Origin of the sequence: Paenibacillus lemnae, from assembly GCF_012933385.1 — a bacterium.
Classification (GTDB): domain Bacteria; phylum Bacillota; class Bacilli; order Paenibacillales; family Paenibacillaceae; genus Paenibacillus_AQ; species Paenibacillus_AQ lemnae.
The window spans coordinates 456,807-472,198 of the sequence record NZ_JABBPN010000003.1 but is presented as its reverse complement, the minus strand read 5'-3'; the positions used below and the strand labels follow the sequence as shown (position 1 = coordinate 472,198).

The following is a 15,392-nucleotide window of genomic DNA, read 5'->3' as shown; positions in this document are numbered from 1 at the left end:
CCTAATCCTCCTGATTGTAAGTAATCCATTCATCTATTTGATCCATGCTCCATGGCGTAAAAACACCTTGTTCCATATCACGCAAAAAATCCTGCTCATATAATTTGCGTAACAAGCGATGACGGGTCGATGGTGTCTCAATCTTATCCTTGATGATCGTCCTCATCTGAGACATAAACTCCAGATAGGCATCAAAGGTTTCTCCAAACTCTTCTGAAAGCCTTCTGCATACATGAAGCGACGCCAAAGGTCCCGCATCCGCGGTCGAAACCGCAAGGGTAAGCCGTCCGCGCCTCAGCACAGCAGGGCTGATAAAGTCTCCGCTCTCACCGCGATGAGCTACATTTACCATAATCCCCAAACGGCGCGCCTCGGAGGCAATCTCCTCGTTGATGTCTTCCTGCCCGGTAGCTGCATACACCAAAAAGGCTCCCTGAAGGTCGCCTTCTCTGTATAATCTGGATGTCCAGGCTACATCTCCGGAAGCCGCCATGGCTGAAAGTCCCGGAGTGAGCTGGGGACTAATAATATGTACGGAGGCTCCGGCCTGATGAAGGCTGCCTGCCTTACGCTCAGCCACCGAACCACCGCCGAATATAATACAGCGCTGTCCTTCGCAATTCAGCATAACAGGGACATATCGAACCATGTTACATCACACTCCCGACCAACCATGAAATCCGGACCAGGCATTCAGCAGAAAATTCAATACTATAAATGCCAGACCGATCAAAGCCCACCTGGCTGTTTCCAGTCCAGACCGCTGCTGTATAGTTCGTCTGACAAAGTAGTTCAAATATACACAAAGCACAATAAAGGTGGTAATGACCTTCAGATCTCCAAGAAGAAGTACCTGACCCTCCCGAATCAAGGAAACTACAGCGATGCTCAAAGACAGGACAAGCAGTACGATTCCAAACAGAATGGCAGCATAAGAGTATTTATCCAGCATCTCCAGACTCGGCAGTCGTCGGATTAAATCATTCCATTTCTTATGTTTGAGACGACTGTGCAGAAACAAATACATGCCTGCAAATACCGCTCCGACCATTAATGAGGTGAAACTGATGCTGGCCAGTGTAATATGCAGCACAAGCAGCCCTTTGGCGGTATACCACATCCCCCACATCTCCAGCGGCTTAAACTCGGTCGTCAGCAGCATGCGGTTCAGAACGGTCACACTAAAACCTGCTACACTGAGCAGGGCAGGAGCAAGATCCGCCCTTTTGATAAAAGATAGTACCAGTGAAGTGATACTCAGGCTGAGTGAACAGAACAGTAAAAAGTCAAATGTGGTTAACACCGGGAGCGCAGAGGCGCCAAACAGCCTCATACTCACCACTATAATCTGTCCTAAGGCCGCAACGACAAGAAGCCCTGCGCCTGTCCGCTTCGCTGTCCGACTGCGGTAAACGCAATCCGAAATGTAAAACAGTAGGCTCAGGGCATAGATATAAATGCCGATATCATAAATTAAATTCAGCGGCATGATTACTCACCGCCTTACAGCGCGGCAGGAGCAAATGAGGCTTGAACCGTTTTCCGCTCCTTGGGCTGCTGATCTTCAGGTGCAGGCACGCTTTCTGTTCCCAGGACTGCTGGTTTGTTCTGTACTCTGCGCTGCGATCCCTGTTCACTTTCCTGTACCATTTCCTCCAAAGCAAAAATTTGGGTGAAATAATCCAGTGCTTCTGCTGACTGCTTGCCGCCTGTCATTTCCTTGATCCGGTTAATCGGATCATGCATCATCTGGTTAACGATGCTCTTGGTCAGACGGCGGATCACTTTACGCTGACGCTCGTCAAGTTCCGGCAGTTTGTTGAACATGCTTTCGAGCGTTTCCTCGTAAATAACACTGGACTTGTCTTGAAGTGCACGAATTGCCGGTCTTACACCGAGCGTTCTGAGCCAGTTATGGAAATGATCCATTTCCTCTTCGATCATCTTCTCGATCTTGGCCGCCTCTGCCCGGCGCATCTCCATATTGCTCTCAACAATACCTTCCAGGTCATCAATGTCATACAAGAACACGTTCTGAACCTCACCTACAGCGGGGTCAATATCACGAGGTACAGCGATATCAATCATAAAGAGAGGTCTGGATTGACGTTTCAGCATACTTTCCTTAACCATGGTGGGACGAAGCACATAATCATTGGCTCCGGTCGAACTGATGACAATATCCACATCATCCAGCCGCTTCATGGCCTCGGTAATGGTGCAGGGTGTACCTTTGAACTTTCCAGCCAGCTCTTCCGCACGGGCGAGCGTCCGGTTGGCTACAATGACCTCAGCTGCTCCGTTCGCATACAGATGTTTGACCGTGAGCTCACTCATTTTGCCGGCGCCCAGGATCATCACTTTCTTGTTATGGAACACTCCGAAAATACGTTTTCCCAGCTCAACCGCAGCATAGCTTACTGAAACTGCACTTTCTCCGATCGAGGTTTCCGAGTGAGCACGCTTCCCTAGCGTAACGGCTTGTTTGAACAGCATGTTAAACCAAGTTCCGGTTGCCTTTTCTTCTTGTGATTTCAGAAAGGCATTACGCACCTGACCTAGAATCTGTGTTTCTCCGATGACCATGGAGTCCAGTCCGCAGGTCACTTTGAACAAATGGGAAATCGCCTGCTCATCTTCGTATATATATAAATGTTTTGTAAAGTCTTCGCGTTTGATTCCGAACCATTGCTCCATAAAGCTGCGGATAAAATATCCGCACATATGAAGACGGTCGACCACTACATAAATCTCGGTACGGTTGCAGGTAGCGACAATGACGCCCTCCAGTACGCTCTTGGTCGACTTCAGCAGTGAAAGCGCCTCGGAAAGATCCTGCTCCGAAAAGGTAAACCGCTCTCTCACCGCGACAGGCGCTGTGCGATAGTTCAATCCAACAACGACGATGTGCATTTCATGTTCACCTGCCTAAAGGTTATTAAAAATGTCTGATGATATCCGGTAACTATGAAATAATTATATCATAGGTTGTCGAACGGACCTGTCCCTTTTATGAAATGTTCATGAACTCCCCATATTCTTCATGAGGAATCTTCACACACACTGATCCTTTATATTGTGTTATTTATCAAATAGATCTATACAAAGATCAGTAGGAGCATACAGTCCCTTATAAAATAAATAACCATGGAGGATTCCATGGTTATCAGTATACACATGCGGTACGGTGATTTACACCAATTCAACCTGCTTCATCTCGGGTGTTTCAACAGTCAATTCGCCCAAACCGCGGACAAGCTTCTTCGCATAACACTTTTCAGGCTTCAAAGCGGATACCAGGTAATCAATTGCCAATTGCGGATCTACAGTCTCTCCGCAGGTATAACAGTCAATTGCAGCAAAACCTCTCTCAGGGTAAGTGTGAATAGAGAGATGGCTTTCCGACAACAGCACAAGCACCGTTGCACCTTGTGGTTCAAATTGCTTGGACTGGACGGACATTACCGTTGCTCCGCAGGCTTCAGCAGCTTCCACCATCTGAGTCTGCAAGTATTCAGCATTGTTCAGTAGTTCGAAGTCGACTCCCCAAGTATCAACAGCAACGTGTCTTCCGAAAGTTGAGTATTCCATCTTCCGGTTTCCCCCTTCCTAGGAATAAAATGTTTGAAAAATTTCATCCGCTAGGACCTACGTCATTCACTTCCCGAGGGAATAATCTCTCGCAACATTACATGTCCTGAGTGAATCCTGGTTCCTATATTCTTTTCAACGAGATTAAAAATAACATCTATGACGGCGAATTGCAATACATTTTTGAAAATTATAGCGATAAATATTTTACAGATCAGCATATGAGGCAGCCAGGCATGCTGATACACCGATTCACAAAAAAATTATCCAAACAAAAAAGCCTTCCGGAATCCGGAAGACCTGAAATGGTGCTTAAGCTTCTAATATGAATAAACGCTGGTTATAATTCCGCAGCTGTTCGTCGATGCATTGAATTTCGGAAAGCGATGACGTCAGCAGGCGCTGATCCAAAAGATCATTAATGCGTCCCTGAATACATTCGATTTCCCTTTCTGTTGCGTGATTGTCAAACAAACGCTGCAGTTCCCCTACTGTATCCTTATGCTGATACACCAGGCTGCAGTCCCCGTCAGTCAGCTGGGCAATACGCTGTACTGTGCCGTCAAAATAGTCATAGCTCATGGTAAACCCTCGATAAATCCGATTCACCCTGCCGCTGCCTTTAAATGCAGCAAACAGTTTGCGCACCGCATTCGTAAGCCCAGGGGTCACCAGTCGGCACGACAACGCACAGATGTACAGGCCATTTTTGCGTTCAAAGGGCAAATGAACTTCTTCACCGCTTTCATCTTCGAGCATAAATTCATGCCCTCCGCCATCAACCACTTTCACCCGTATATTAAACTGGGCTGCTGTGGTGCCGTGGAGAAATTGATCCATTTGAACATCCGTCATTTGCATGGTGGCGTTAACGTATTCTGTGGCTATCTTATGAGCCATAAAAATCTCCTCAATTCTTTTAACAATCCTTACGTCCATTATACAGCAGACGCCAAAGGTTTTCTTGTCATCCAATTGAGATTAAACAGCATATTTCATAAAAAACCGCTTTTAGCTTCCATCTTCACAAGAATTTCAATGAGATTCTCATCATCCCATCACAAATTCACCGTTTCCCTGCGGTATGTGATAAAAAGATTCAGGTTTCATGAGTATATGACTGAATAATGCTCCACAACTCATCTTTACCCATCCCGGTCTCGGATGAAAACATCACAAGCTGATGCTCTTGACGAAAATTCAGCGTTTCCTTAACAACCTTTATATGCTTCTGCCATCGGCTTCGCGGAATTTTATCCGCCTTGGTCGCAACGACACAGATTGGCCGGTTATAATGCTGCAGCCACTCATACATGCTGATATCATCTTTTGATGGCGGGTGCCGCAAATCTACCACGAGCAGCACGAGCTTGAGTCCCACGCGTTCCAGCATGTACCTCTCAATCATCGCTCCCCACTCAGCCCGCTGGGTCTTGGACACCTTGGCATAACCGTAACCAGGAACATCGACAAAATAGATTTCGTCATTAATACGATAATAATTCAAATGCTGGGTTTTCCCGGGCGTCGAGCTTGTCCGGGCTAGGTTTTTCCGTGCAATTAATCGGTTGATCAGCGAGGATTTCCCAACATTGGAACGCCCTGCCAGAGCAATCTCCGGCAAGGCGTCATCAGGATATTGTTCAGGACGTACGGCGCTGATTACAAATTCGGCTTGATTCACTTTCATGATGGCAGCAATTCCTCTCTAATGTACTCCAGCCTGTTCAACTAAAGCATGCTGGAGTACCTGGTCCATATGGGAGACCGGTATAAATTCAACATCATTCTTTACACTGTCCGGAATATCGCGTAAATCCCGCTCATTGTCTTTCGGGAGCAGAATTTTTTTGTAGCCGGCACGATGGGCAGCGAGGGATTTCTCCTTCAAACCGCCGATCGGCAGTACGCGTCCACGCAGCGTAATCTCACCTGTCATGGCAACTTCCCGTGCAACATGACGTTTCGTCAGGGCTGAGATCAGTGCAGTTGCAATGGTTATGCCTGCAGAAGGGCCGTCTTTCGGAATGGCACCTTCGGGAACGTGAATATGAACATCCAGCTTCTCATGAAAATCGTTCTGGATACCCAGCACTTCCGCCTTGGACCGGGTGTAGCTGAATGCCGCCTGAGCGGACTCTTTCATAACATCCCCCAGTTTGCCGGTCAATGTCAGCTTCCCGGATCCGGGTACTACGGTGACTTCAACCGTCAGCGTATCTCCGCCGACTTCCGTCCACGCAAGTCCTGTCACGCTGCCGATCTGATCTTCAAGCTCGGCCATTCCATATCGGAATTTTGGAACACCCAGATAGTCTTTCACATCTTCTTCTGCGATTGTAATCACATTCAATTCATCGGTTACGATTTGTTTGGCCGATTTCCGGCACAGTGCAGCGATCTGCTGCTCCAGATTCCGCACACCGGATTCGCGGGTATACTCACGAATCACTCTAAGCAGGGCAGGCTCCTCCAGCTCGAGCTGTTCCGGTTCAAGACCATGATCCCGCTTCTGCTTGGGCAGCAGATAGCGTGCGGCGATCTGAAGCTTCTCCAGCTCCGTATAACCCGGAATATACAGCACTTCCATCCGGTCCAGCAGAGGACGCGGAATATTGTGCAGCGCATTCGCTGTCGTTACAAACATCACTTGAGAGAGATCGAACGGAACCTCAATGAAATGATCACTAAACGTATTGTTTTGTTCAGGATCCAGTACCTCCAGCAGTGCAGAAGCCGGATCACCTCTGAAATCACTGGCCATCTTGTCGATTTCATCCAGGAGAAAGACCGGGTTGCGTGAGCCTGCCGTTTTCATCCCCTGTACAATTCGGCCCGGCATCGCGCCTACGTACGTACGGCGGTGACCGCGAATCTCAGCTTCATCCCGTACGCCGCCGAGGGAAATCCGGACAAACTTACGTTCCAGTGAACGTGCGATCGAGCGGGCGAGCGAGGTTTTACCAACGCCTGGAGGCCCGACAAGACAAAGGATGGGGCCTTTCAGTTTTTTGACAAGCTTCTGAACGGCCAGATACTCCAGCACGCGCTCTTTCGGTTTATCCAGACCGTAATGATCCTCATCCAGAATCTGTTCGGCCTTCTTGATATCCAGGTCATCTTCCGTTTCCACCGTCCACGGAAGTGTGAGCAGCCAATCCACATAGTTACGGATGACTCCGCCTTCTGCCGAACTGGCCGGCATTTTCTCCAGGCGGTCGATCTCTTTTTCCACCTTTTCACGTACAGGCTCCGGTAATTCAAGATCCTGAAGCTGCGTGCGCAGCTCTTCCACTTCGCCGGCACGGCCTTCTTTATCACCCAGCTCTTTCTGAATCGCCTTCATCTGCTCCCGAAGGTAGTACTCCTTCTGGGTCTTCTCCATCTGCTTCTTCACACGCTGGTTAATTTTCCGTTCGAGCTCCAGCACTTCGCGTTCATTGTTCAGGATATCCAGCAGTTTCTCTAAACGTTTATGAACATCGATGGTTTCGAGGATTTCCTGCTTATCTTTGATTTTCAGGGAAAGATGGCTCGTGATCACATCCGCGAGGCGGCCGGGCTCATCGATATCTGAAACCGCTGCGAGCGTTTCCGGTGTTACTTTCTTGGAGAGGTTTATATAGTTTTCAAACTGCCCAAGAACCGTTCGCATCAGTGCAGCGATCTCGGAATTATCACTCTCTTCTTCTGGCAGCTCGCGGGCAATGACTTCATAAAAATCCTCATTGTCCGTATATTCAATAATCTCCGCACGTTCCATACCTTCTACAAGAACGCGTATGGTACCGTTCGGAAGCTTTAGCATTTGCCTCACATTGGCGACCGTTCCGATTCTAAAAATATCATCTTGTGTAGGCTCTTCAATGTTCACTTCCGATTGAGAACAAAGGAGAATCAGATTATCTTCGACCATCGCCTTTTCTAAAGCCTTCACCGATTTTTCCCTACCGACATCCAGATGGAGCACCATGCTTGGATAGACAAGAAGTCCTCGTAAAGGCAGCAAAGGAAAACGACGACCTTTCGATTTATGGGGTCCCATCGCTTTCACACCTCCAATGGCTCTCAATGTTGACACGAATCCTATTTTATCAAATGTTCGTATAAAAAACCAATACAGCGGCGTCTAACACGTTCCTGCATCGGTAATTTGTCCCGGACGCGGCGGCGTAGCCTGCAGCAGCGCTGCTGAGGCAGACGGAAAAGACTCGGCCTGCGGCATGAGATGAACGTCTGCAGTGACATCCCCCTTAAAGACTTGAGCAAACACTTCATCCACCGACTCTACCGGAATCACGCGCAGGCCATTCAGATCCTGGAACAAGGTCTGCCAGTTATCTTTGGGTATAATCACCGTGGTAGCTCCTGCCTGAAAAGCCGCTTCTACCTTGGCAATCACGCCTCCGATGGGTTTAACTTTTCCATGGATACTGATTTCTCCGGTCATAGCCAGTTTATTATCCACAGGGACACCTTTGATCGCCGATACAATCGCCGTAGCCATTGCAATGCCCGCAGAAGGTCCGTCAATCGGTGTACCGCCGGGAAAATTGATATGCAGATCATAATCCTTCGGCTGAAAGCCCATGAAGCCCAGCACCGTCAATACATTCTCCACAGACCCTTTGGCCATACTTTTGCGGCGCAGTTTTCGTGCCCCCCCTCCCAGCTCTTCCTCATCAACCACACCGGTAATGTTATAGGTACCACGGCCTTTTTCCGCACGCACAGCGGACACTTCAATTTCCAGCAAAGCGCCCATATTGGGTCCATAAACTGCCAGACCATTGACAAATCCTACTTGAGGATGCTCCGGAATTTTCCGATCTGGTCTAGGCTGCAGCTGGCTGCTGCTCGCTACCCATTCGACATCAACAGCACTGAGCGTCTCCCTCTTCTCGGTGAGCGCCAGACCGCCGGCCAGTTGAATCATGTTCACAGCCTCACGGCCGTTTGTGCAGTAACGTTTCACAACTTCAACCGCTTCCGGTGAAGGCTGGAGCCCAATTTTGTGTATCGCATCCTCCGAAATACGTCCAATCTCCTCTGGCAGTAAAGGCCGGAAAAAGATCTCCATACAGCGGGAACGCAGGGCAGGGGCAATTTCATCAGGGGAGCGGGTCGTTGCTCCAACCAGGCGAAAGTCCGCAGGAAGTCCATTTTGAAAAATATCGTGAATGTATGCTGGCGTGTTGGCATCCTCTGAATTATAGTAGGCACTTTCCAAAAGCACCTTGCGGTCTTCAAGCACCTTTAACAGTTTATTCATCTGAATGGGGTGCAATTCCCCGATTTCATCCACAAATAAAATTCCGCCATGCGCCTTGGTCACTGCCCCTGGCTTTGGCTGCGGAATACCCGCCACACCCATCGCTCCCGCGCCTTGATATATCGGATCATGTACCGAACCTATTAATGGATCCGCAATGCCTCTTTCATCAAACCGGGCAGTTGTTGCATCAATCTCGGTAAACTTGGCGTCATATTTAAAAGGAGATTCCGGGTTTTTCTTGGCTTCTTCCAGCACAACTCTTGCCGCAGCCGTCTTACCCACCCCAGGTGGTCCGTATACAATAACGTGCTGGGGATTACTGCTGCACAGTGCTGCTTTCAGTGCACGCAGACCGTCTTTCTGGCCTACAATATCCCCCATACTCTGAGGCCGGGTCTTCTCCGCCAGTGGTTTCGTCAGTGTGATCGAACGCAGTTTGCGCAGCTTATCCAGCTCTTTGCGAGATTCACGGTCTACCGCCGTTTTGCTCGTCTTTTGTCCTCTGAGGAGATTCCAAAAATAAACGCCGATAATGACGGCAAAAAACAATTGAACCAGCATGATAATCACATTGAAATTCATGAGTAATTCCTCCCGTTTCACCAATATTTCTGATATACAGCTTTTAATACATGCTAGTATTGCCTGTTTATTCAGAAGGTAAAAGGAAACGCGAAAAAAAAGCCGCTGAACGGAGATCCCCCGTATCAACGACTTTTCGAAAACTCATGTACATTACACACCTAATTTATGCTTCCGTCCCGGGATTTCACCCGTTTCCTCATAGACTTTCACAATGTGGTCAATCTCTTTTTTGAGTTCGTCCACCATAATCTCTTCAGGCACTTTCCGGATCATTTCCCCATACCGGAACAGCAGCCCTTCACCACGGGCCCCGGCTATGCCAATATCCGCTTCCCGGGCTTCACCAGGTCCATTCACGGCGCATCCGAGCACCGATACTTTGATAGGAACCTTCAATTTGGAGATGTACTCCTCGACCTCACCTGCAATAGCAAACAGATCAATATCCAGGCGACCACAGGTCGGGCAGGATATGAGCGTCGGTGCATCCGAGATTAAACCAAAGGTTTTCAGGAGCTCCCGGCCCACTTTGATTTCTTCTACAGGATCAGCACTCAGGGAAATCCGCACGGTGCTTCCAATTCCCATGGACAGCAGCGCTCCCAGTCCTGCCGCGCTTTTAATCGTGCCCGAGAACAGCGTACCTGCCTCCGTAATACCAAGGTGCAGCGGATAAGGAATAACTTCCGCAGCTTTAGTATATGCAGCGATAGCCATCGGAACATCGGAAGCTTTAAGCGATACGATAATATCGTGAAAATCAAGCTCTTCCAGAATGCCGATATGATACAGCGCACTCTCCACCATAGCCTCCGGGGTAGGATAACCGTATTTCTCCAGAAGGTGGTTCTCCAGAGAGCCTGCATTCACACCGATCCGAATCGGAATCCCTTTCGCTTTGCAAGCCTTGACAACTTCCTCTACTTTAGAACGTTTGCCGATATTTCCTGGATTGATACGGACCTTATCAATGCCGTTCTCAATAGCGGCCAGCGCCAGCTTGTAGTTGAAGTGAATATCTGCAACCAGTGGAATATGAATCCGCTTCTTGATTTCCTTGATGGCATCAGCTGCTTCTTCATTATTGACTGTGACTCTCACAATTTGGCATCCGGCTTCTTCCAAGCGCAGTATTTCAGCAACTGTCGCTTCTACATCTGCTGTTTTGGTCGTGCACATGCTTTGGATGATGACTTCATTGCTGCCGCCAATTGTGAGATTCCCCACTTTTACGGGCCGTGTGTCCTGTCTCAAAAACATGGATCAATCTCTCCCATATAACGCCAAAGCTCCACTTCGCTAACGGAAGCCTTAAAGGTACCGGTAACGGAGTGGAGAAATGGTCGCCAAAATTTATTTCAGAGGGCTGCCGGTTCAGGCACTCTCTTCTTGTTTCTTGTCATCACTGCTGTTGTTTTGAAGCTCAGGTACGACTTTGTCCTGAACTACTTGTTCCGTGATGACACAGTCTGTAATATCATCACGTGAAGGTACTTCATACATCAGTTCAAGCATAATGCCTTCAATGATCGAGCGAAGTCCCCGGGCTCCGGTGTTTCGTTTGATCGCCTCACGCGCAATGGCTTGAAGTGCCTCCTGCTCGAACTTGAGATTGACATTATCCAGCTCCAGCAGCTTCTGGTACTGTTTTGTCAAAGCGTTCTTCGGTTCGGACAAGATCCGTACCAGCGTCTGCTCATCCAAAGGCTCCAATGTGGAAATAACCGGTAAACGTCCCACGAATTCCGGAATCAAACCGAATTTCAGCAGGTCTTCCGGGAGAACCATCGTCAGATATTCTCCGGCTTTGAGTTCTTTCTGGCCTTCTGTCGTCGTTGAGTTAAAACCGATGACTTTCTTGCCGATCCGGCGTTTGATATACTGCTCTAATCCATCAAATGCACCACCGCAAATAAACAAGATATTGGTGGTATCAATTTGAATGAATTCTTGATGCGGATGCTTACGTCCACCTTGTGGAGGTACAGAAGCAACCGTCCCTTCCAGTATTTTCAAAAGGGCCTGCTGTACGCCTTCACCCGAAACATCACGGGTAATGGACGGATTCTCGGATTTACGTGCCACTTTATCGATTTCATCGATATAAATGATGCCGCGTTCTGCTTTTTCCACATCGAAATCAGCAGCCTGAATCAGTTTCAGCAGGATATTCTCTACATCCTCACCTACATAACCTGCTTCAGTCAGCGAGGTAGCATCCGCAATCGCGAATGGTACATTCAGAATTTTAGCCATCGTTTGAGCGAGCAGCGTTTTACCGGAGCCTGTAGGTCCAAGCAGCAAAATATTACTTTTCTGCAGTTCTACGTCCTCGATCTTGTTCTGCGTATTAATCCGCTTGTAGTGATTATATACGGCAACCGATAAGGATTTCTTGGCTGCTTCCTGACCGATGACATACTGGTCGAGAATGTCGCGGATATCGCGTGGTTTCGGAATATCCTTGAGATCTACTTCTTCTTCGTGGCCGAGTTCCTCTTCCACAATTTCGGAGCACAAATCAATGCACTCATCACATATATAAACACCAGGGCCGGCCACAAGTTTACGGACCTGTTCCTGGGATTTACCACAGAAGGAGCATTTCAACTGCCCTTTGTCGTCATTAAATTTGAACATGCTATTACCACCTCTTAAGATTTGATCGGTGAAGACAGAACATCATCGATAATCCCGTAGGATTTCGCTTCTTCGGCGCTCATGAAAAAGTCGCGGTCTGTATCGCGTTCGATTTTTTCAAGGGGTTGACCTGTACGTTCCACATAGATCCGGTTCAGTTTCTGCCTAGTCTTGATGATCCAGTCTGCGTGAATTTGTATATCAGAGGCCTGACCTTGAATACCACCCAGCGGCTGGTGAATCATCACTTCACTGTTCTGCAGCGCATAACGCTTGCCTGGTGCTCCGGCTGTAAGCAGTAATGAACCCATGCTGGCTGCCATACCGACACAAATGGTGGATACATCAGGCTTAATGAATTGCATTGTATCATATATACCCATCCCGGCCGTTACAGAACCACCAGGAGAATTGATGTACAGATGGATGTCTTTCTCGGGATCTTCCGCAGCCAGAAAAAGCAGCTGGGCCATAACCAGATTGGCGACATCGTCATCGATCGCATTACTGAGGAAGATGATGCGATCTTTGAGTAACCGGGAATAAATATCATAAGAACGTTCTCCCCGATTGGTTTGTTCCACAACCATAGGCACAAGACTCATGCGACCAACCTCTTTTCCTTGAAAAAGTATACTTCAGCGTTACAAAAGTTATTCTAACACGTTCAAAGCGTCATGTCATTTTTTAACCATGTATACATTCTATGAACACTTAAAGAAATATATCCTGTCTGTCTTGAAGCTTATATGTATGCAAACTCGCGCAATATCACAAACCATTTCGTGTCATATTTAGTCATTATCTGGATGTGAGAGGGTAAAAATAAGGCACGTCTTCAAGAGTACGTGCCTTATCGTATCACTTCACTGCAGTCTGCCTGCAGTCTGCTATTCTTCTGTAGATGTCTCTTCTTCTTTAGGTGCTGGAGGTCCTTCTACACTGTTCTCGATCAGCAAATCAATCGTTTTGCGGAGAACCAGTTCTTCACGAAGGCTGTCCAAAGAACCGTTCGAAGCCAGAATGCTGCGGATCTCATCAACAGGACGCTTGTACGTTTCCGCCATATTACCAAGCTCTTCATTGATATCTTCTTCGCTCACTTCCAGGTTCTCTTCCTTAGCAATTTGCTCCAGAACCAGGTTGTTGCGCACGCGTTTCTCGGCATCATCCTTCATCTGATTTTCCAGATCGGACTTGGACTGTCCGGAGAAGCTGAGGAACATGTCAATGTTCATTCCTTGCTGACGCAGACGGTTATCAAAATCGCGCATCATGTTTTGAACTTCGGATTGAATCATAGCTTCCGGAATTTCAACTTCAGCGTTCGCTGCCGCTTTTTCCACCGCTTCGTTCTCACGCACACCTTGAGCTTCCTGCTCTTTGCGTTTCAGAAGCTGAGCTTTCAGGTCCGATTTGTATTCTTCGAGCGTGTCGAATTCGCTGACGTCTTTTGCAAACTCGTCATCCAGCTCTGGAAGCTGCTTCCGCTTGATTTCGTGAACTTTCACTTTGAAAACTGCTGCTTTTCCAGCCAGCTCTTCAGCATGATAAGTTTCCGGGAATGTTACTTCAACGTCTTTGAAGTCTCCTGTAGCCATTCCGATAACCTGCTCTTCGAAACCTGGGATGAAGCTGTTGCTTCCCAGTTCGAGGGAGTAACGTTCAGCTTGTCCGCCTTCAAACGGCTCGCCGTCTACAGAACCATCAAAGTCAATAACCGCGATATCGCCGGATTGAGCTTGGCCTTCCTCAATGACAGCCAGCTCAGCATGACGCTCCTGCATACGCTCCAGTTCCTGACCCAATTCCTCGTCAGTTACTTCTGATGTTACAGCAGCAACTTCAACGCCTTTGTAATCGCCCAGCTTCACTTCAGGCTTCACGATCACTTTAGCTTTGAACTTAAAGGATTCGCCTTTGGAAAACTGCTCGATGTCAATCTCCGGACGATCTACCGGGAAGATTTCGGTTTGGTCCACAGCTTCACCGTAAGCTTCAGGAAGAAGAATATCGATTGCATCCTGATACAGGCTCTCTACACCATAGCGTGCTTCAAAAATCGGCCGAGGCACTTTACCTTTACGGAAGCCCGGCACGTTTGCTTTCTTCACTACTTTATTAAAAGCTTTGTCCAGCGCAGCCGCTACGCGGTCCGCTTCAACCTCGACATCAAGAACGCCAAGGTTCTTCTCTATTTTTTCCCAAGTTGCTTTCATTTATACTTTCCCCTCCAAAATTCACGTGGTCGGCGCAGATAAATTATCACGTACCGAATAACCACTATAGTATAAACAACATTAATTTCTTTTTCAAGGGCGAACCCTTACAGGATCAGAGCGAAAAGCGTTTTCCGGATCATTCGTCCATGCCGGCAGCTACAAACTGCTTAATAGAACGATAGGCCCCTTCATACCGAAAACGCATCGTATCCGTTATGCCATAGAGGCTGCGGATCTCCTCTTCGTCGCGAACTCCCTTTAAACTCTCCGATACCGTATCATGAAGGGCTGCTGCCCATATGTCAAGGGTAGCCTCCTCATTATCCAGCATAGAATAATAATCGCTCGTTCCATAAATAGCCATGATGAACTGCGACCAAAGCTCCTGTGCAAAATAAAAAAGCGTTGGTTCATGCACCTCTGTCTTCTCGGCTACCCGCTGCAAAATTTGCTGCAGCACTTCCGGATAATCACCCGGACCCAGTGGAATCTCCTCCACATCCACGCTGACGGTTTCCGATCCCCGTATTAAAGACACCATACCGCTTACCCCTCTGCGTCTCAACGTCTGCAGAACGCGGAACTGCAGCAGCGGATGGAGCGGCTGTTCTTTGATCCAGGCAGTCAGCGCCTCATCTACTTCCGGTCGTTCCAGATAGGCAAGCTGCTCCAGAGCCAGTACCGTCTGCTCAGTGAGCGGCCCGTTCATCACCGTATCCAGCAGTTTGTCCGTATATCCCTCGTCCTGGGCGAGCTTATCCTGGACCATTCGGCGCGTCATCTCTGCTTCGTCCGCCTCGTCTTCCGGTTCATGTCCGGCGGGTTCCACAGAAGTTGGAAACGCAGCTTCAAGCCAGCTTAGAAGCGACCGCCATTCTTCATAATGGCGCTCATCCTGACCCTGACATTGCAGAAGAAATGCCAGCAGCTCCTTGGCCTCCCCGTAACGTTCGTTTTCGAGCATAACGGTAAGCTGGATCTGATAGTAATCCAGCGTTTTCGGAAACAGGATGATATTTTTATCTTCTTGATTGGGGGAGTTGGAGTCCTTTATAAGGACACCTCCTTTCATGCCGATT

General features: G+C 48.2%; 13 protein-coding genes. All 13 read right to left on the bottom strand.

Annotation, left to right across the window (positions count from 1 at the left end):
• Position 1: 1 nt before the first annotated feature.
• The 13 genes from HII30_RS05785 to HII30_RS05725 all read right to left on the bottom strand — a co-directional run bounded on the left by HII30_RS05785 (position 2) and on the right by HII30_RS05725 (position 15,385).
• Positions 2-649, bottom strand: a complete 648-nt coding sequence (locus tag HII30_RS05785; protein ID WP_169504033.1) for a precorrin-2 dehydrogenase/sirohydrochlorin ferrochelatase family protein — start codon at positions 647-649, stop codon at positions 2-4.
• A gap of 6 nt (positions 650-655) precedes the next feature.
• Positions 656-1,489 carry a cytochrome c biogenesis protein CcsA gene (gene ccsA, locus HII30_RS05780; RefSeq protein ID WP_169504032.1) on the bottom strand — a complete coding sequence of 278 codons (834 nt, stop codon included), beginning with the start codon at positions 1,487-1,489 and terminating at the stop codon, positions 656-658.
• 14 nt (positions 1,490-1,503) lie between these two features.
• A complete protein-coding gene (hemA, locus tag HII30_RS05775) occupies positions 1,504-2,913 on the bottom strand; it encodes a glutamyl-tRNA reductase (RefSeq protein ID WP_169504031.1) in 1,410 nt (469 codons plus the stop codon).
• A gap of 279 nt (positions 2,914-3,192) precedes the next feature.
• On the bottom strand, positions 3,193-3,591 hold the full coding sequence (speD, locus tag HII30_RS05770; protein WP_169504030.1) for an adenosylmethionine decarboxylase: 399 nt from the start codon (positions 3,589-3,591) through the stop codon (positions 3,193-3,195).
• Between the two features lie 312 nt (positions 3,592-3,903).
• Positions 3,904-4,491, bottom strand: a complete 588-nt coding sequence (locus HII30_RS05765; RefSeq protein WP_169504029.1) for a non-ribosomal peptide synthetase module — start codon at positions 4,489-4,491, stop codon at positions 3,904-3,906.
• Positions 4,492-4,690: 199 nt separating this feature from the next.
• Positions 4,691-5,281, bottom strand: coding sequence for a ribosome biogenesis GTP-binding protein YihA/YsxC (gene yihA, locus HII30_RS05760; RefSeq protein WP_169504028.1), 591 nt, complete (start codon positions 5,279-5,281; stop codon positions 4,691-4,693).
• Positions 5,282-5,299: 18 nt separating this feature from the next.
• A complete protein-coding gene (gene lon, locus HII30_RS05755; RefSeq protein WP_169504027.1) occupies positions 5,300-7,636 on the bottom strand; it encodes an endopeptidase La in 2,337 nt (778 codons plus the stop codon).
• A gap of 84 nt (positions 7,637-7,720) precedes the next feature.
• Positions 7,721-9,448 carry an ATP-dependent protease LonB gene (gene lonB / locus HII30_RS05750; RefSeq protein ID WP_169504026.1) on the bottom strand — a complete coding sequence of 576 codons (1,728 nt, stop codon included), beginning with the start codon at positions 9,446-9,448 and terminating at the stop codon, positions 7,721-7,723.
• 153 nt (positions 9,449-9,601) lie between these two features.
• Positions 9,602-10,711: a flavodoxin-dependent (E)-4-hydroxy-3-methylbut-2-enyl-diphosphate synthase gene (gene ispG, locus HII30_RS05745; protein WP_169504025.1), complete on the bottom strand. Its 1,110-nt coding sequence runs from the start codon at positions 10,709-10,711 to the stop codon at positions 9,602-9,604.
• 114 nt (positions 10,712-10,825) lie between these two features.
• Positions 10,826-12,091, bottom strand: a complete 1,266-nt coding sequence (gene clpX / locus HII30_RS05740; protein ID WP_169504024.1) for an ATP-dependent protease ATP-binding subunit ClpX — start codon at positions 12,089-12,091, stop codon at positions 10,826-10,828.
• A gap of 14 nt (positions 12,092-12,105) precedes the next feature.
• Positions 12,106-12,696 carry an ATP-dependent Clp endopeptidase proteolytic subunit ClpP gene (gene clpP, locus HII30_RS05735; RefSeq protein ID WP_169504023.1) on the bottom strand — a complete coding sequence of 197 codons (591 nt, stop codon included), beginning with the start codon at positions 12,694-12,696 and terminating at the stop codon, positions 12,106-12,108.
• A gap of 285 nt (positions 12,697-12,981) precedes the next feature.
• Positions 12,982-14,310 carry a trigger factor gene (gene tig / locus HII30_RS05730; protein WP_169504022.1) on the bottom strand — a complete coding sequence of 443 codons (1,329 nt, stop codon included), beginning with the start codon at positions 14,308-14,310 and terminating at the stop codon, positions 12,982-12,984.
• Positions 14,311-14,449: 139 nt separating this feature from the next.
• Positions 14,450-15,385, bottom strand: coding sequence for a hypothetical protein (locus tag HII30_RS05725; protein WP_246246124.1), 936 nt, complete (start codon positions 15,383-15,385; stop codon positions 14,450-14,452).
• Positions 15,386-15,392: the final 7 nt, after the last annotated feature.